General features: G+C 67.0%; 17 protein-coding genes. 11 read left to right on the top strand and 6 right to left on the bottom strand.

Annotated features, from left to right (window positions below):
* Positions 1 to 145: 145 nt before the first annotated feature.
* Positions 146 to 1,072 (bottom strand): 2-hydroxyacid dehydrogenase, encoded by a 927-nt coding sequence (locus tag AC0Z2B_RS30100; RefSeq protein ID WP_476301583.1) that lies wholly within the window; start codon positions 1,070 to 1,072, stop codon positions 146 to 148.
* A gap of 190 nt (positions 1,073 to 1,262) precedes the next feature.
* Between AC0Z2B_RS30100 and gabT the strand changes: the two genes are divergently transcribed.
* From gabT to AC0Z2B_RS30065, 7 genes are all read left to right on the top strand, one after another.
* Complete coding sequence (gabT, locus tag AC0Z2B_RS30095) at positions 1,263 to 2,558, top strand: 4-aminobutyrate--2-oxoglutarate transaminase (RefSeq protein WP_476301581.1); 1,296 nt, start codon at positions 1,263 to 1,265, stop codon at positions 2,556 to 2,558.
* A gap of 65 nt (positions 2,559 to 2,623) precedes the next feature.
* Complete coding sequence (locus AC0Z2B_RS30090; protein ID WP_476301580.1) at positions 2,624 to 3,265, top strand: HAD family hydrolase; 642 nt, start codon at positions 2,624 to 2,626, stop codon at positions 3,263 to 3,265.
* A 45-nt stretch (positions 3,266 to 3,310) separates the two neighbouring features.
* Complete coding sequence (locus tag AC0Z2B_RS30085; RefSeq protein ID WP_158153280.1) at positions 3,311 to 3,799, top strand: Lrp/AsnC family transcriptional regulator; 489 nt, start codon at positions 3,311 to 3,313, stop codon at positions 3,797 to 3,799.
* A 124-nt stretch (positions 3,800 to 3,923) separates the two neighbouring features.
* Positions 3,924 to 5,387, top strand: coding sequence for an aldehyde dehydrogenase family protein (locus tag AC0Z2B_RS30080; protein ID WP_476301576.1), 1,464 nt, complete (start codon positions 3,924 to 3,926; stop codon positions 5,385 to 5,387).
* A gap of 140 nt (positions 5,388 to 5,527) precedes the next feature.
* The gene (locus AC0Z2B_RS30075) at positions 5,528 to 6,436 is read left to right on the top strand and encodes a LysR substrate-binding domain-containing protein (protein WP_476301575.1); all 909 of its coding nucleotides are present in this window, start codon (positions 5,528 to 5,530) and stop codon (positions 6,434 to 6,436) included.
* Between the two features lie 72 nt (positions 6,437 to 6,508).
* Positions 6,509 to 7,621, top strand: coding sequence for an agmatine deiminase (aguA, locus tag AC0Z2B_RS30070; protein WP_476301573.1), 1,113 nt, complete (start codon positions 6,509 to 6,511; stop codon positions 7,619 to 7,621).
* Positions 7,618 to 8,709 (top strand): extracellular solute-binding protein, encoded by a 1,092-nt coding sequence (locus tag AC0Z2B_RS30065; protein WP_476301571.1) that lies wholly within the window; start codon positions 7,618 to 7,620, stop codon positions 8,707 to 8,709. Before aguA ends, AC0Z2B_RS30065 begins: the two co-directional genes overlap by 4 nt.
* Before the next feature lie 94 nt (positions 8,710 to 8,803).
* On the opposite strand, the gene AC0Z2B_RS30060 is transcribed toward AC0Z2B_RS30065, so the two are convergent.
* Both AC0Z2B_RS30060 and AC0Z2B_RS30055 read right to left on the bottom strand, forming a co-directional pair.
* The gene (locus AC0Z2B_RS30060; protein ID WP_476301568.1) at positions 8,804 to 9,355 is read right to left on the bottom strand and encodes a cysteine hydrolase family protein; all 552 of its coding nucleotides are present in this window, start codon (positions 9,353 to 9,355) and stop codon (positions 8,804 to 8,806) included.
* Positions 9,356 to 9,397: 42 nt separating this feature from the next.
* Entirely contained in the window at positions 9,398 to 10,297 is a 900-nt protein-coding gene (locus AC0Z2B_RS30055) for a LysR family transcriptional regulator (RefSeq protein WP_476301566.1), read from the bottom strand.
* Between the two features lie 114 nt (positions 10,298 to 10,411).
* Here AC0Z2B_RS30055 and salA point away from each other — a divergent pair, with 114 nt between their 5' ends.
* From salA to AC0Z2B_RS30040, 3 genes are all read left to right on the top strand, one after another.
* Positions 10,412 to 11,665, top strand: coding sequence for a salicylate 1-monooxygenase (salA, locus tag AC0Z2B_RS30050; RefSeq protein ID WP_476301563.1), 1,254 nt, complete (start codon positions 10,412 to 10,414; stop codon positions 11,663 to 11,665).
* A 105-nt stretch (positions 11,666 to 11,770) separates the two neighbouring features.
* A complete protein-coding gene (solA, locus tag AC0Z2B_RS30045) occupies positions 11,771 to 12,946 on the top strand; it encodes an N-methyl-L-tryptophan oxidase (protein ID WP_476301562.1) in 1,176 nt (391 codons plus the stop codon).
* Positions 12,943 to 13,722 (top strand): MetQ/NlpA family ABC transporter substrate-binding protein, encoded by a 780-nt coding sequence (locus tag AC0Z2B_RS30040; protein WP_416423842.1) that lies wholly within the window; start codon positions 12,943 to 12,945, stop codon positions 13,720 to 13,722. Before solA ends, AC0Z2B_RS30040 begins: the two co-directional genes overlap by 4 nt.
* A 315-nt stretch (positions 13,723 to 14,037) precedes the next feature.
* Here AC0Z2B_RS30040 and AC0Z2B_RS30035 read toward each other — a convergent pair whose 3' ends face one another.
* The 3 genes from AC0Z2B_RS30035 to AC0Z2B_RS30025 form a co-directional block, all read right to left on the bottom strand.
* On the bottom strand, positions 14,038 to 14,403 hold the full coding sequence (locus AC0Z2B_RS30035) for a hypothetical protein (RefSeq protein ID WP_476301560.1): 366 nt from the start codon (positions 14,401 to 14,403) through the stop codon (positions 14,038 to 14,040).
* Positions 14,404 to 14,482: 79 nt separating this feature from the next.
* A complete protein-coding gene (pcsA, locus tag AC0Z2B_RS30030; RefSeq protein ID WP_476301558.1) occupies positions 14,483 to 15,211 on the bottom strand; it encodes a phosphatidylcholine synthase in 729 nt (242 codons plus the stop codon).
* A 130-nt stretch (positions 15,212 to 15,341) separates the two neighbouring features.
* A complete protein-coding gene (locus AC0Z2B_RS30025) occupies positions 15,342 to 15,587 on the bottom strand; it encodes a hypothetical protein (protein WP_476301556.1) in 246 nt (81 codons plus the stop codon).
* A gap of 164 nt (positions 15,588 to 15,751) precedes the next feature.
* Between AC0Z2B_RS30025 and AC0Z2B_RS30020 the strand changes: the two genes are divergently transcribed.
* Positions 15,752 to 16,213: an Lrp/AsnC family transcriptional regulator gene (locus AC0Z2B_RS30020; RefSeq protein ID WP_416423846.1), complete on the top strand. Its 462-nt coding sequence runs from the start codon at positions 15,752 to 15,754 to the stop codon at positions 16,211 to 16,213.
* Positions 16,214 to 16,217: the final 4 nt, after the last annotated feature.

Raw genomic sequence — 16,217 nt, 5'->3', positions numbered from 1 at the left:
CCTGCATCGCGGCCAAGGCCGGCTCCTACCACGAACAGTGTAGGAGCCGACTTTAGTCGCGATGCAGGCGACGCCATTTCAAGACAGTTGCTGCTACGCCACGTCACCGTGAACGCCGTTCCCGTAGCAGCGGCCGCAGGCCGCGTCAATAACCGTCGCTGCGGTCTACCTGCCCATTTAACCGCTCGCCGCGCTGGTGCCGGCGGATGTTGTCCAGCAGCACCGCAAAGGCGCTGTCGGGCTGGGTCATGGCGGCAATGTGCGGGGTGAGCACGATGCCCGGGTGCTGCCAGAACGGGTGGCCGGCGGCTGCCGGCTCCTCGGCCAGCACGTCCAGCACCGCGCCGCCGAGCTGGCCGCTGGCCAGGGCGTCGAGCAAATCCGCTTCGTTCAAGTGCGCGCCACGGCCCATGTTGATCAGCCCGGCGCCCCAGGGCAGTTGCGCGAACAGGCGGCGGTCGAGGATGCCACGGGTGTGCTCGGTCAACGGCAGCAGGCAGATTAGAATGTCGCACTGGGCCAGGAACGCCGGCAGCTGGGCGTCACCGGCAAAGCACGCCACGCCGGGCAGGTCATGGGCGCTGCGGGCCCAGCCGCTCAGGGCAAAGCCGAAGGGCCGCAGGGCGTTGACGATGGCCTGTCCCTGCTGGCCCAAGCCCATCACGCCCACGCGGCGCTGGCTGGCCGGCACCAGCGCGTGGTCTTCCCACACGCCGGCCTGTTGCTGGGCGCGGTAGCGCAGCATGTCGCGGTGCAGGCTGAGCACCGCCCACGTCGCGTATTCGCACATGCCCTGGGTAATGCCGGGGTCGAGCATGCGTGCCACCGGCAGGTGGGCGGGCAGGGTGGTCAGGTTCAGTTGATCTACGCCGGCGGAAATCGCCAGCAGCGCCTTGAGGTTGGGCAGCAGGGTGGCCAGGTCGTCCGGCGCCTGCCAGGCGGCCAGGTAGTGAATGTCGGCCGGGTCGCCGATGTCTGGCCACTGGCGGAACTCGATGTCGGGGGCGTGGGCGGCGAACAGTTGTCGCCAGCGCTCGCCACGCTGGGGGTCGGCTTTGTAGAGCAGGGCCATGGTGTCCTCGGCGGCATGAAAAGGGCTGGGCCTATTGTGGGCCATCGGCGCCAAGCGATTCTGCCGTTTGCGCCGTGCAAAACAGTGGATCTGCGCAGGCTGGCAGGCAAGTTCGGCCAAGTCGGCTCCGCGCAAGCCGTACTCTGGAAGGCATCGAGACCCACTTCCGGGCATGGCCAGAGGAACCCTGATGAACAGCAAACTCAACGATACCCCCCGCCTGCTGCAGCAGCGTGAACAATCGGTGCCGCGCGGCGTGCTCACCGCCCACCCGCTGGTCATCGACCGCGCCCAGGGCTCGCAGCTGTGGGACGTGGACGGCAAGCGCTACCTGGACTTCGTCGGTGGCATTGGCGTGCTCAATATCGGGCACAACCATCCGAAAGTGGTCGAAGCGGTGCAGGCGCAGTTGCAAAAGGTCTCCCACGCCTGCTTCCAGGTGGTGGCCTACCCACCGTACATCGAGCTGGCCCAGCGCCTCAGCCAACTGGTAGGCGGTGACGTGCCGCACAAGGCCGCGCTGTTCACCTCGGGTGCGGAAGCGGTGGAAAACGCCATCAAGATCGCCCGCGGCCACACCAACCGCCCAGGCGTGATTGCCTTCCGTGGCGGCTTCCACGGCCGCACCCTGCTGGGCTGCAGCCTGACCGGCATGAGCCAGCCGTACAAACAGAACTTCGGCCCGTTCGCCCCGGAAATCTTCCACACCCCGTACCCCAACCCGTACCGCGGCGTGAGCAGCGACGACGCCCTGGCCGCGCTGCAGGAAGTGTTCGCCACCCAGATCGCCCCGGACCGCGTGGCCGCGATCATCGTCGAGCCGGTGCAGGGCGACGGCGGTTTCCTCACGGCGCCACCCGAGTTCCTCCAAGCCCTGCGCACGCTAACCGAGCAGCACGGCATTGTGCTGATCCTCGATGAAATCCAGGCCGGCTTCGGCCGCACCGGGCGCTGGTTCGGCTTCCAGCACGCCGGCATCCAGCCCGACCTGGTCACCGTGGCCAAGAGCCTCGCTGGCGGCCTGCCGCTGTCAGCCGTGGTGGGCCGCAGCGAGATCATGGACGCGCCCACCCCAGGCGGCCTGGGCGGTACCTACGGCGGCAACGCCCTGGCCTGCGCGGCGGCGCTGGCGGTGATCGACGCCTTTGAAGACGAACAGTTGCTGGCCCGCGGCGAGCAGCTGGGCGCGCGCCTGCGCCAGGGCCTGGAAACGCTGCAACAGCGGCACGCGCGCATTGGCGACGTACGCGGCCAGGGCTTCATGCTGGCCATGGAGATGGTCAGCGCCGACGGCAGCGCCAGCCCCGACGCGACCCTGGCGCAACAGGTGATCGACGCCGCCCGTGAAGGTGGCCTGCTGGTGATCAAGTGCGGCGTGCACCGCAACGTGGTGCGTTTCCTGGCGCCGCTGACCACCAGTGACGCCGAGCTCGACGAAGCCCTGGCCATTCTCGACCGCGCCTTGGCACGGGTCTTGATTGCCTGAATTCCACGACAGGCCCGGGCGTCGCCGCCTGGGTCGCGGTTGTCCATCATAGGGATGAAGTTGGCATGCGCCTGACTGATTATCGTGTGTTGCTGCTGGACTGTGACGGTGTGCTGATCGACCGTGACAGCGGCGTCTGGACGGCGCTGCAGGGCCTGTTCACCGGTGGCCCCGCCGCGCCGGAAAAAGCCTTGGTGCTGGACCGCTTCGAACAGGTGCTGCACGGCCTGTACCCGCGGTTCGACGAACTGGGTTTTACCGGCCTGTTGTGCTTTACACACCGCCAGCTGGCCGAAGCGCTGGGGCTGCGGGCCAGCTGGGAGGAAAGCCTGAGCTTCGCCCGCACGCCCGTGGCCTGGCCGCTGTTCGAGGACGCGCCGGGGGCCTTGCTGTACCTGCGCAAGTTCTACCGGCTGGTGATACTGTGTGACCGCGACGCCCAGGACCGTGAAGCCTTGTGCGAACGCCTGGGCATCCAGGGAGAAGAGCTGCTGGCGCCCGTCGAGGCCCAGGCCTGGCTCGACCAGCAACAGCTGCCGTTCGAGCAGGCGCTGTGGGTGCGCGCCAGCCTGCCCGAACCTGCCCAGCAGGGCGCGGTGTGCCTGCTGCGCCGGGGCCGCCGGCAGGCGGGGGAATGCCCGGTGGACGAGTGCATCAACAGCCTCGCCGACCTGGTGTCGCAACATCAGCTATGGTTACGCCGTTGAATTGATTGAAGAACCTCAGGGACATTGGCATTCGAGGGCTACACAATGGAAGGCATGGTCAAACTGGACCGCATCGACATCAACATCCTGGTCGAGCTGCAAAAGGACGGCCGCATGACCAACGTCAGCCTCGCCGACGCCGTGGGCCTGTCGGCCAGCCCCTGCCTGCAGCGAGTCAAGCGCCTGGAAGCGGCGGGGTACATCTCCAGCTACAAGGCCCACATCAACCTGGCGAAGATCACCGAGTCGGTGACCATCTTCACCGAGGTCACCCTCAGCGACCACAAACGCGAGGATTTCGCCAAGTTCGAGGCCAACATTCGCCAGGTCGACGAGGTGCTCGAATGCCACCTCATCAGCGGCGGCTACGACTACCTGGTGCGCTTCATGACCCGTAGCATCCAGCACTACCAGGAAGTGATCGAGAGCATCATCGATAAGAACATCGGCATCGCCAAATACTTCAGCTACATCGTCATCAAGTCGCCGGTGATGAAAGAGGTGGTGCCCCTGCGCAAGCTGATCCGGCATTAACGCGCCGTTTACCCCGACGATACAGCACAACCTTCCATGCAGCCGCGGCGAACGGCACGCGGCGCGGGGGCGGGTTTGGTAGCGTAGGCGTCATGGTTTTTTCCTTTTTTCCGGGGCCCCGCCAATGACCGACCACAGCGCCAACACCTTCAGCATCGACCCGGCCCTGACGCGCCGCTTCTACATCAACGGTGACTGGTGCCTGCCGGTGCAGGCCGCCGGCAGCATGCCGGTGGTGAACCCGGCCACCGAAGCGGTGGTGGCCGAGGTGGCTGCGGGCTCGGCGGCCGACGTGGACAACGCGGTGCTCGCCGCCCGCGCTGCGTTTGGCCAGTGGAGCGTGTCCGCCGTGGAGACCCGCGTGCAGGTGCTGACGCGGTTGCATGAGCTGATGCTCGAACGCACGGAGCAGTTCGCCCAGGCGCTGTCGCTGGAAATGGGCGCTGCCATCAGCTTCGCCCGCACCTTGCAGGTGCCGCTGGCCGCCGAACACATCCGCGTGGTGCGTGACCTGCTGCCCACTTACCCGTTCCAGAAGCTGGAGCACGGCACGGCCATTACTCGCGAGGCCATTGGCGTATGCGCGCTGATCACGCCGTGGAACTGGCCGCTGTACCAGATTACCGCCAAGGCTGCCGCGGCCATTGCCGCTGGCTGCACGGTGGTGCTCAAGCCCAGCGAGTTGTCGCCGCTGAGCGCGCTGCTGTTCGCCCAACTGGTGCACGACGCCGGCGTGCCGGCCGGGGTGTTCAACCTGGTCAACGGCAGCGGCGCCGAGGTGGGCGAGGCCATGGCCAGCCACCCCGACATCGACATGATTTCCATCACCGGCTCCAACCGCGCCGGCGCCCTGGTGGCCCAGGCGGCGGCACCGACGGTGAAGCGGGTGACCCAGGAACTGGGCGGCAAATCGCCCAACGTGCTGCTGCCCGACGCCGACTTTGCCAGGGTGGTGCCGCTGGGGGTGATGACCGCGTTCCGCAACGTCGGGCAGTCGTGCAGCGCGCCGACGCGCATGGTGGTGCCGCGCGCGCGGCTGGCGGAAATCGAGGCGCTGGCGGCGGCTACGGCTGAAGCCATTCTGGTGGGTGACCCGGCGTCGGCCGACACCGTGCTGGGCCCCATCGCCAACCAGGCGCAGTTCAACCGCGTGCAGGCCATGATCGCCAGCGGCATCGACGCCGGTGCCAAGCTGATCTGCGGCGGCCCCGGCCGGGTGGCGGGGCTGGACGTTGGCTATTACGCACGGCCGACCATCTTCTCCGAGGTAGACGCCGACATGGCCATCGCCCAGGAAGAAATCTTCGGCCCGGTGCTGTGCATCATCCCCTACGACAGCCTCGACGAAGCCGTGGCCATCGCCAACAACACCGTCTACGGCCTCAGCGCCCACGTGCAGGGCAGCGACCTTGGCGTGGTGCGCGCGGTGGCGGCGCGCATCCGCGCCGGCCAGGTGCTGCTCAACCACCCGGCCTGGAACCCCCACGCGCCGTTCGGCGGCTACAAACGCTCGGGCAACGGCCGCGAATTCGGCGTGCACGGTTTCGAGGAATACCTGGAAACCAAGGCCATCATCGGTTACGAATAACGGCGGGATCAACACAATCGCGTAGCCGCTGCCGCAGGCTGCGCTGGCCCTCAACCACACTGGAAATCTTCAGCGCACTCAGGGGCCAGCGCAGCCTGGCGGCAGCGGCTACGCACTCTGATCACCACAAGGACCCTGGTATGCGCCGCCTGCCATCCCTGACTGCCCTGCGCACGTTCGAATGCGCTGCCCGCCACGCCCATTTCGGCCGTGCTGCGGCCGAGCTGTGCGTCACCGACAGCGCCGTCAGCCATCAGATCCGCCAGCTGGAAGGCGAGCTGGGCGTGGAGTTGTTCGTGCGCGAAGGCCGCCAGGTGCGCCCCACGCCCGCCGCGCTGCGCCTGCTGCAACGCCTGCAACAGGCGTTCGAACTGGTGGGCGAGGCCTGTGACGAGCTGCGCGACCCGGCCTCCCAGGCCGTGCTGCGCATTGCCGTCACCGCCGAACTGGCGCAGAAATGGCTGGTGCGCCGCCTGGCCGATTTCACCGCGCAGTGCCCGCACATCACCTTGCACGTGCACGAGCAGGCCATCGACGCCAGCGCCCCGGGCGAGGACATCGACATCGCCATCACCTACGGCGCCGGCCCGGACGATGGCGGCGCCTATTGGGTGAAGCCGTTGCCGGTGCTGGTGTTCTTCCCGGTGTGCAGCCCGGTGCTGTTCAACCAGGGCACCCTCGGCGAGCCACGCGACCTGGCGCGCCACGGCCTGCTGCACGATGACCAGGACGGCAGCACCTGGGCCACCTGGCTGGCCGCCCACGCCGGCGACGTGCAGGGCCTGCGCCACGCCTATTTCGCCCACGCCGGGCTGGCCCTGGAAGCGGCGGCGCAAGGGCAGGGCGTGGCCATGGGCGACAACCTCACGGCCACCGAGGACCTGGCCAGCGGCCGCCTGGTGCGGCCCTTCAGCGCCAGCATCACGGCGCTGGGCCAGTACGCCATTGTCTGCGAGCGCCTGCGCCTGGAACGCCCTGCGGTGGCGGCGTTCCTGCAGTGGCTGGAAGGGCAGCTGCACTTGCCTGAATTCAACTCACCTATTGCTTAGAAATGCTCGTTGGAAGGCCCTGCATGGCGGGTGTTAGCGTGCCTGTCATCCCCACCCAACGAGGCGTTGCCCATGTCCCGCTCCCTGCACACCACCCCCAAGGCCGATGGTTTCCGCCTGCCCGGCGAATTCGAGCGCAAAAGCCGTTGCTGGCTCGGCTGGCCCGAGCGCCCGGACGTGTGGCGCAACGGCGGCAAGCCGGCGCAGCAGGTGTGGGTGCAGATCGTCAGCGCCATCGCCCAGAGCGAACCGGTGACGGTGTGCGCCTCGGCCGCCCAGTACGCCAACGCCCGGCGCCTGCTGCCCGAGCAGGTGCGCGTGGTGGAGATGACCTGCAACGACACCTGGTTCCGCGACAGCGGCCCCTGCTTCGTGGTCAATGACGCCAGCGGCGAGGTGCGCGGCGTCGACTTCCAGTTCAACGCCTACGGCGGCCTGGACGGCGGGCTTTACTACCCCTGGGACAAGGACGACCAGATCGCGCAGAAAATCCTCGAGATCGAGCACTTCGACCGCTACCGCGCGCCACTGATCGCCGAGCTGGGCGGCATCCAGAGCGACGGCCAGGGCAGCATCCTCACCACCGAACAATGCCTGCTCAACCGCAACCGCAACGCCCACCTGGGCAAGGACGAAGTCACCCGGCGCCTCACCGATTACCTGGGCGCCGAGCAGGTTATCTGGCTGCCACGCGGCTGCAAATTCGACGAGACCGACGGCCACGTCGACGACCTGGCCTGCTTCGTGCGGCCCGGCGAGGTGGTGCTGCAATGGACCGACAACCGCGACGACCCGCAGTGGGAGATCTACCAGGAGGCCTACGATATCCTGCGCAGCACCCGCGACAGCCGCGGCCGCGAGCTGGTGGTGCACAAGCTGCAGCAGCCCGACGTGCTGGAATGGACCGCCGAGGAAGCCGCCGGCCTCGACCACATCGACGGCACCCACGTGCGCCAGGCCGGCACGAAAATCTGCGCCTCGTACATCAATTACTACGCCGGCAACTCGGTCATCGTGGTGCCGCTGTTCGGTGGCCGGCACGACCAGGCGGCCCAGGCCACCCTGGCCGAACTGTTCCCCCGCCACCGCATCATCGGCATCGAAAATTCGCGGGAAATCCTCCTGGGCGGCGGCAACGTGGCGTGTATCACCATGCCGCAGTACGCCGGCGGGGTACCGGCATGAAAGGCCTGCTCGCAGCCGCCCTGTTGACGGCGGCCGTGGGCGCGGCCGCCGCCGAACCGCCCACGGTGAACCTGTACATCTGGGGCGAGTACCTGGCGCCGGACACCCTCAAGCGCTTCGAGGCCGAGACCGGCATTCGCGTGGTGGAAGACCATTTCGACTCGCTGGAAACCATGGAGACCAAGCTGCTGACCGGCGGCAGCGGCTACGACCTGGTGCTCAGCGCCGGCCAGCACCTGAGTCGGGCCATCGAGGCCAAGGCCATCCAGCCGCTGGACAAGACGCAACTGCCGCATTTCAACGGCATCGGCGACGAGTTCCGCCAGCACATGGCGGTGTTCGACCCGGGCAACCGCTACGCCGGCATCTACGGCTGGGGCACCACCGGCGTTGGCTACCAGCAGGAAGCGGTGAACAAGCGCCTGGCCAACGCCCCGACCGACAGCTGGGCGATGCTGTTCGACCCGGCCGTGGTGGCGAAATTCGCCGACTGCGGGGTCAGCCTGCTCAACGACCCCAACGAGCTGTACGCCGCAGTAATGCGCTACCTGGGGCTGGACATCAACAACCAGAGCCTGGCGGACCTGAAGACCGCCCAGGCGCAGCTGATGAAGATCCGCCCCTACGTGCGCTACTTCGACAACGACCGCAACATCAGCGACCTGGCCAACGGCGACACCTGCGTGGCCATGTCCTGGAACGGCAACGTCGGCATCGCCGCAACCCAGGCCAAGCAGGCCGGCAAGCCGTTCAGCCTGCACTACAGCATCCCCCGGGAGGGCACGCTGATCTGGTTCGACGCCATGGTCATCCCCCGGGACGCCCCGCACCCGGCGGCGGGCCTGGCGTTGATGGACTTCCTGATGCGCCCGGACGTGATCGCGCCCATCACCGACACCATCCACTATGCCAACGCCATCACCGCCGCCGACGCGCTGGTCAGCCCCGAGATCCGCAACGACCCCGGCACCTACCCACCGGCGGCCGTGCGCGCCACGCTGTTCAGCAAGAACGACAACGGCAAGGCCTTCAACCGCGCGCTGACCCGGGCGTTCACCACCCTCAAGGCCGGCGAACCAACCCCGTAGCAGCTGCCGCAGGCTGCGTCCGGCCCTGACGCGTTCTTCCTGAACAACCGCTGCGCCTGGGACGCGGCCGGCGGCCGCTGCTACGGGCTTGGGGTCATACCAGCTCGTGGGTGTCGACGATGGTGGCGTAGTCCATCGCCAGGTTGCTCAGCGACAGGGCATGCACGTCTTCGGCCGCCCAGGTGCGGCCGTTGAGGTCGACCTGGTCGAAGGTGTAGCAGGCGTCGCCCACCACCTGCACCGCGAAGCCCAGGTTGCCGCCGGTGCGCGCCGTGGCTTCCACCGAGTTGTTGGTGACCACGCCGGCGATCACCACGTGGCGAATGCCGCGCACGTGCAGCCAACGCTCAAGCCCGGTGGCGATGAACGCGTCCGGGACGTTTTTCTCTACCACGTGCTCGTGGTCCAGCGGCGCCAGCGCTGGCTGGAACGCGCAGCCCGCCTGGCCCGGCCAGAACACCGAGCCAGGCGTGCGCGAAATGTGCCGCACGTGCACCACTGGCCGCTGCGCCGTACGCCAGGCGTGCAGCAGCTGCGCGATGTGCGCCTCGGCCCCAGGGTTGTTGCGGCGGCCCAGGGCAGGGGTGTTCATGCCCTGTTGCATGTCAATGATCAGCAGGGCGGTGTTGGCTTCCAGTGCGGGCATGGCAGGTCCTTGGCGTCGAAAATGGGGTGGCGCGGCAGCGATTCAATCAGCGAACACTTCGGCCATCAACCCGCGCAGCCACCGGTTTGCCGGGTCGCGATGATATTTGGCGTGCCAGAACAGGTTGATGGCAATGTCCGGCAGCGCCACCGGCACCGCCACGGTGGCCAGGCCGAACGGTTGCAGGCAGCTGCTGGCCAGGCGTTGCGGCACGGTGGCGACCAGGTCGCTGTGCTGGAGGATGTGGCCCAGGGCGCCGAAGTCCGGGATTTGCAGGCGAATGTCGCGGCGCAGGCCGGCGCGGTTCAGGTGCGCTTCCACGGCCTCATGGCCGGTGCTGGCGGCCACCACGCGCACGTGGCCGTGGGCGCAGTAGCGTTCGGCGGTCACCGGGCCCCGGGTCAGCGGGTGGCCCTGGCGGCACAATCCCACGTAGCGGTGGTGCAACAGGCAACGCTGGTAGAACCCGGCTTGCAGGCCTGGCAGCAGGCCCACGGCCAGGTCCACCTCGCCATTGGCCAGCTGTTCGTTGAGGCCGGGGTGGGCGCGCAGGGTGGTGACGGCCACGCCCGGCGCGCGCTGCAGCAAGGTCTCGAGCAGGCGCGGCAGGAAGTGGATCTCGCCGATGTCGGTCATCGCCACCACGAAGCGCCGCTGGCTGCTGGCCGGGTCGAAGCCGGCCGGGTGGTTCAGCGCGCCGCGCAGGGTGGCCAGGGCCTGGGCCACCGGCTCGGCCAGGTGCAGCGCATAGGGCGTCGGCGCCATGCCTTCGCGGGTGCGCACGAACAGCTCGTCGTTGAGGCGGCTGCGCAGGCGCTTGAGCGCATTGCTCAGCGCCGGCTGGGTCAGCCCCAGGCTGTCGGCGGCGGCGCTGACGCTGCGGTCCAGCAGCAATTGGTGAAACACCACCAGCAGGTTGAGGTCCAGGTCACGCAGTTCCATGGTCGTCCCGGTGCGTATTCAGGGTGGTGATAGTGTCTATGCAGTTTGCGCCATTTATCAATAGAGGTGAGGCGGGCATGCTCGGGGCACTCCAACAACAACAGGAATGTCCCCATGCAAACTGCTCTGCGTATTGGCATCGTCGGCGGTGGTATCGCCGGTGTGGCGCTGGCCCTGGACCTGGCGCGCCATCAACACCTGCAGGTGCAGCTGTTCGAGGCGGCTGCGGCCTTCGGTGAAGTCGGCGCTGGCGTGTCGTTCGGCGCCAATGCCGTGCGCGCCATCGAAGGCCTGGGCCTGGGCGGGCCGTACCGGCAGATCGCCGACGCCACCCCGGCGCCCTGGCAGGACGTGTGGTTCGAGTGGCGGCGCAGCGCCGACGCCGGCTACCTGGGCGCCAGCGTGGCGCCCGGCGTGGGCCAGTCTTCGGTGCACCGTGCCGACTTCCTCGACGCCCTGGCCCGGCAGCTGCCGCCCGGCGTGGCCTGTTTCGGCAAACGTGCGGTGGCGGTGCAACAGGCGGCGGGGGAGGCCACGGTTGCCTTCGCCGATGGCAGCGAGTACCGCTGCGACCTGCTGATCGCGGCGGACGGCATCAAGTCCAGCCTTCGCCAGCACGTGCTTGACGGGCTGGGGCAGCCGCCGGTGGCGCCGTGCTTCAGCGGCACCCGTGCCTACCGCGGGCTGATCGACAGCGCGCACCTGCGCGCCGCCTATGCCGAGCAGGGCATTGACACTCACCTGATCGACGTGCCGCAGATGTACCTGGGTGCGGACGCGCATATCCTCACCTTCCCGGTAAAGCAGGGGCGCTTGATCAACGTGGTGGCATTCGTCACCGACGCCACGCCCTGGCCGGCGGAGCAGCCCTGGGTACGCGCCGCCAGCCACGCCGAACTGCTGCAGGCGTTCGCCGGCTGGTGCCCGGCGGTGCAGGTGCTGCTGGGCTGCATGCCGCCGCCATCGCTGTGGGCGCTGCACGACATCGAGCCGCTGGCTGGCTACGCCCATGGCCGGGTGGCGCTGATCGGCGACGCCGCCCACGCCATGCTGCCACACCAGGGCGCCGGCGCCGGCCAGGGCCTGGAAGACGCCTGGCTGCTGGCGCGCCTGCTGGGCGACCGCCGCGCCCTGGGCACCGCGCCCGACACCCTGTTGCAGGCCTACGACGCCCTGCGCCGGCCACGGGCCAGCCGGGTGCAGCAGACCTCGCGCGAAGCGGGGGACCTCTACGAAGGACGCGCGCTGTCGTTCGCCCGCGAAGAGCCGGCGCTGTCGGCCACCCTGGCCAGCCGTTTCGATTGGTTGTGGCAGCATGACCTTGAAGCCGATTTGGCCGCGGCGCAGCGGATTCTCGACTGGCGCTGACGCGGCCTGCGGCCGCTGCTACGGGCATAAGGTTATAATTTTTTAATCTTTGTTTTTGCTGACGTTTTTCAATCAACTACCCGCCTTTTGCAGGGACGACAGTTGATGACGGAACGATTCGAATCATTGGTCCTGGGCCTTGGCGCCATGGGGGCCGCCACCGTTTACCAGTTGGCCAGAATGGGCGTGAAGGTGGCGGGCATCGACCGCCATCACCCGCCCCACACCTTCGGCTCCAGCCATGGCGACACGCGTATCACTCGCCTGTCGGTGGGCGAGGGTGCGCAGTACGTGCCCATTGTGCGTAATTCGCACCGCATCTGGCGCGAGCTGGAAGCGCTGTCGGGTGAAGCGCTGTTCGACCAGTCGGGCCTGCTGGTGCTGACCTCCAGCCCCGACTTCGACCCCAGCGACAAGACAGACTTTACCCTGCGCACCATCGGCCTGGCGCAGACCTACGGTATCGAACACGAAGTGCTCGACGCCGGGCAGATCCGCCAGCGCTTCCCGCAGTTCGCCCACGTGCGCGACGATGCCATCGGTTATTTCGAGCCGGGTGGCGGTTTTGTGCGACCCGAGCGCTGCATTGATGTACAGCTGAAACTGGCCGAGCAGCACGGCGCTGCCCTGTACAAGGGCGAGACCGTGACTGCGATCACCTCGGACGCCCAAGGCGTGACGGTGACCACTGACCAGCGCACCCTGCAGGCCGACAAGCTGGTGATCAGCGCCGGCAACTGGGCCGGTGGCCTGCTGGGGGCGCCGTTCGACGGCCTGCTCGAGGTGTACCGCCAGCAGCTGTTCTGGTTCGAGCTTGCGGACGAGGCGCTGCTGGGTGCCTCGCCGACCTTCATCCTGACCCACGGCCGCGGCGACGACAAGGTCAACTACGGCTTCCCCGCCTTGCCGGGCGAGGGCACCGTGAAGATCGCCACCGCCCAGTACCACACCGCCTCGCACCCCGACACCCTGGACCGCAGCGTGGCGCCTGCCGAGGAGCAGGCCATGTACGCCCAGCAGGTGCAGGGCCGCATCGCCGGCGTCGGCCCGCGGGTGGTGAAATCGGCGGTGTGCGCCTACACCGTCACCCCCGACCGCCATTTCATCATCGATGAACACCCGTCCTTGCAGCACACCCTGGTGGTGTCGGCCTGCTCGGGCCATGGCTTCAAACACTCCGCCGCGCTGGGCGAAGCCTTCGCCCAGTGGTGTACCCGCGGCACCACCGACCTTGATCTGTCGTCCTTTTCCCTGAAACGCTTCGAAGGTAAACCATCTTGAAACGTGTCGCCCTGTCCCTGGCGTTGCTGGTAGCCGCCGTCGGTTCCGCCTATGCCGAAACCCTGAAAATCGCCGTGGTGCCGGTGCCCCACGCCGAGATCCTCGAATTCCTCAAACCGGAGCTGGCCAAGGAAGGCGTCACCCTGGACGTCAAGGTGTTCGCCGACTACGTGCAGCCCGACCGCCAGACCGACGAAGGCCTGCTGGACGCCAACTATTTCCAGAGCAAGCCGTATTACGAGGCCTACAAGAAGGACCGTCCCAGCAGCGACCAGGTGCCGATCGTGGCAGTGCACATCGAGCCGTTCGGGGCTTACTCGAAGAAAATCAAGAATATTGCCGAGCTGAAGGACGGCGCCACCATCGCCATTCCCAACGACCCCGCCAACTCGGGCCGTGCCCTGCTGCTGATCGCCAAGCAAGGCCTGATCACCCTGAAAGACCCGAGCAACATCATGGCCACCCGCCAGGACATCGTCAGCAACCCCAAGCACCTGAAGTTCCAGGAACTGGAAGCGGCCATGCTGCCGCGCGTGCTGAACCAGGTGGACCTGGCGCTGATCAACGCCAACTACGCGCTGGAAGCCAGGCTTGAGCCGCACAAGGATGCGCTGTTCATCGAAAGCTCGGACTCGCCCTACGCCAACTACCTGTACGTGCGCCGCGACAAGGCCAACGACCCGGCGGTGCAGAAACTGGGCGCGCTGCTGACCTCGCCGCAGGTGAAGCAGTTCATCCAGCAGCGCTACCACGGCGACGTAGTCCCGGCGTTCTAACCCCGACCTCCGTAGCAGCCGCCGCAGGCGGCGTCTTGCAACCGCGGTGTACCAGGCGCACCGCGGCGCCCTGGGACGCGGCCTTCGGCCGCTGCTACAGGGTCTGTAGCAGCTGCCGCAGGCGGCGTCTTGCAACCGTGGTGTATCAGGCGCACCGCGGCGCCTTGTGACGCGGCCTGCGGCCGCTGCAACTGGGGCCCGTGTACCTCGTCGATCGCGTCGCCTGCATCGCGGCCAAGGCCGGCTCCTACCACGTACGGCGTAGGAGCCGACTTTAGTCGCGATGCAGACGACACCGTTTCAAGACAGTTGCTGCTACGTGCAGGCGCCTGGGTCTTTGTAGACCTCGCACCAGGCCGCTTTCAGCAGTGTCCTGCAGCCTGAGTCATGCTTGGCCCGGAACGCTGCGACGCTTTCGACGCTCATCTGCCCCGGGATTTCCTTGCGCAGCGTTACCAGTTGCTGTGCCACCACTTCCTGCGCCTGGGGGGTATCGCCTGCCTGCTTCAACAGGGCGTAGAACGCCTTGGAAGCCTGCTTGGCGCTGATGTCCAGCTGGTCGCCATCCACCGAGAGCAGTTCGTAGTAGGCCGAGCAGACCAGGCGTGGGTCGTCGGCCGCGCTGGCGTGGGGAATGCTGAACACGCTGGCCGACAGCGCGAGGAGAAGAGGCAAACGCATTGGGAAAATCACATCCGGATTCAGGCTGGCGATGTCACGATGATACTACGCTGCCACGATTGTGATCCAATCGTGATCGTCATGGCGCAGGCGTCTCGTTGCGCTCGAACCAGTCCGCCGCCGTGCGCCACAGGCACACGCCAAGGAAGTACGCCGACATCAGCAGCCACAGCGTCAGCACCAGCGGGTTGATGGCCGGGTGGTCGTGCACCAGCGACAGGCTGCACAGCAGCCAGATGGCGGTGACGGCGATGTTCACGGGCATGAAGCGGCGCACCCGGAACGGGTGGAGGAATTTCATCCGGGTCACGGTCAGCAGGGCCAGCAGCACGATGGTTGCCAGGGTCCACCACGGCGACGGGCTGAGGGTGTACAGGCACAGGGCGACCACGTTCCAGGCGGCGGGGAAGCCCTGGAAGTAGTTGTCCTTGCTCTTCATGTTGACGTTGCAGAAGCAGAACAGCGACGACACCAGCATGATCGAGGTGGCCACCAGCGCGGTGTAGTCGGGCAGCGGGATGTAGCGATAGATGAACAGCGCCGGGATGAACACGTAGGTGAGGTAGTCGATCACCAGGTCCAGCACCGAACCGTCGAAATGCGGCAACACCGTCTGCACGTTCACCCGCCGCGCCAGCGAGCCGTCGACGCCGTCGACGATCAGCGCCACGCCCAGCCACATCAGGCAGGCCTTGGGCTGGTTTTCGAACAGCGCCAGGGTGGCCAGGAAGGCGGTGACCACGCCAGTGGCGGTGAAACCATGGGCGCCCCAGGCTTTGAGCCTGGCCAGGTGCAGGGTCGAGATCACAATGCGTCTCCGAATAGGGGAAGGGCAGCGACAGGCTGGCTGCACCTACAGACCGGGTGCGGCCGGCAGGGTTCAGCGCCGTGATCTCAGAATAGGCAAAGGGCGGCGTGTGCCGCCGAGGTTTTTGCGTTCAGGCCGCCGGGTGGTGTACCGGCGTGTCCAGCAGGTTGGCCTGCAAAATGGCATTGAGGAAGCGGAACGGGTCGTTCAGGCCCACCACCTCGCTGCTGAAGTGGCGGCTGGTCTGCGGCATCAGCACGGCAGCGTAGCGCGGGTTGTTGATCAGCGTGGGCGTGCTGCGCAGCACCACGTGCTGGCGGAACATGTTTTTGCCGAAACGGGGGAAGCTGACGTGCAGGTGGACGGCTCGAAACATGGCGGTGCCTCCGGGGTGACGTATCAGGGCCTTGGTTCCGTTATACCAAGCCAACCTGAAGGGCAGCTGAACACCCGGGACCGCTGGTCGCCGTGAAATATTCACCTGTCATTCCCCGCCGCGTGCGAATAAAATTCGCCAAAACTCGCTTTCAAGGCCTTCTGATGGACAAACTCGACCGCGCTATCCTCGACATCCTGCAGGTTGACTGCACCCGTTCGGTCAGCGACATCGCCGACCAGATCGGCCTGGGCAGCACCGCCTGCTGGCGGCGCATCCAGAAAATGGAAGAAACCGGCATCATCCGCGCCCGCGTGGCGCTGCTCGACGGCAAGCAGTTGAACGTGGGCGTGGTGGTGTTCGTGTCGATCCGCACCACCCAGCACAACGCCGAGTGGATCGAAGGCTTCCACCGCGCCGTGGCCGATATCGAAGAAGTCGTGGAGGTGTACCGCATGGCCGGCGACACCGACTACCTGCTGCGCGTGGCGGTGCCGGACGTGGCGGGCTATGACGCGGTGTACAAGCAGTTGATTCGCATACCGGGGCTGTCGGACATCAGCTCGAGTTTTTCCATGGAGCAGATCAAGTATTCCACGCGGTTGCCGCTGCGATACGCGCCTTGATTTG

This window comes from Pseudomonas sp. GYB4201 (assembly GCF_056312595.1).
The sequence above is the reverse complement of the archived record's forward strand: the minus strand, read 5'-3'. Positions and strand labels throughout refer to the sequence as shown.

Excerpts from the sequence above, each read along its gene's own strand:
- AC0Z2B_RS30100 (WP_476301583.1), bottom strand. The coding sequence starts at position 1,072 with ATGGCCCTGCTCTACAAAGCCGACCCCCAGCGTGGCGAGCGCTGGCGA.
- gabT (WP_476301581.1), top strand. The coding sequence starts at position 1,263 with ATGAACAGCAAACTCAACGATACCCCCCGCCTGCTGCAGCAGCGTGAA.
- AC0Z2B_RS30090 (WP_476301580.1), top strand. The coding sequence starts at position 2,624 with ATGCGCCTGACTGATTATCGTGTGTTGCTGCTGGACTGTGACGGTGTG.
- AC0Z2B_RS30085 (WP_158153280.1), top strand. The coding sequence starts at position 3,311 with ATGGAAGGCATGGTCAAACTGGACCGCATCGACATCAACATCCTGGTC.
- AC0Z2B_RS30080 (WP_476301576.1), top strand. The coding sequence starts at position 3,924 with ATGACCGACCACAGCGCCAACACCTTCAGCATCGACCCGGCCCTGACG.
- AC0Z2B_RS30075 (WP_476301575.1), top strand. The coding sequence starts at position 5,528 with ATGCGCCGCCTGCCATCCCTGACTGCCCTGCGCACGTTCGAATGCGCT.
- aguA (WP_476301573.1), top strand. The coding sequence starts at position 6,509 with ATGTCCCGCTCCCTGCACACCACCCCCAAGGCCGATGGTTTCCGCCTG.
- AC0Z2B_RS30065 (WP_476301571.1), top strand. The coding sequence starts at position 7,618 with ATGAAAGGCCTGCTCGCAGCCGCCCTGTTGACGGCGGCCGTGGGCGCG.
- AC0Z2B_RS30060 (WP_476301568.1), bottom strand. The coding sequence starts at position 9,355 with ATGCCCGCACTGGAAGCCAACACCGCCCTGCTGATCATTGACATGCAA.
- AC0Z2B_RS30055 (WP_476301566.1), bottom strand. The coding sequence starts at position 10,297 with ATGGAACTGCGTGACCTGGACCTCAACCTGCTGGTGGTGTTTCACCAA.
- salA (WP_476301563.1), top strand. The coding sequence starts at position 10,412 with ATGCAAACTGCTCTGCGTATTGGCATCGTCGGCGGTGGTATCGCCGGT.
- solA (WP_476301562.1), top strand. The coding sequence starts at position 11,771 with ATGACGGAACGATTCGAATCATTGGTCCTGGGCCTTGGCGCCATGGGG.
- AC0Z2B_RS30035 (WP_476301560.1), bottom strand. The coding sequence starts at position 14,403 with ATGCGTTTGCCTCTTCTCCTCGCGCTGTCGGCCAGCGTGTTCAGCATT.
- AC0Z2B_RS30025 (WP_476301556.1), bottom strand. The coding sequence starts at position 15,587 with ATGTTTCGAGCCGTCCACCTGCACGTCAGCTTCCCCCGTTTCGGCAAA.
- AC0Z2B_RS30020 (WP_416423846.1), top strand. The coding sequence starts at position 15,752 with ATGGACAAACTCGACCGCGCTATCCTCGACATCCTGCAGGTTGACTGC.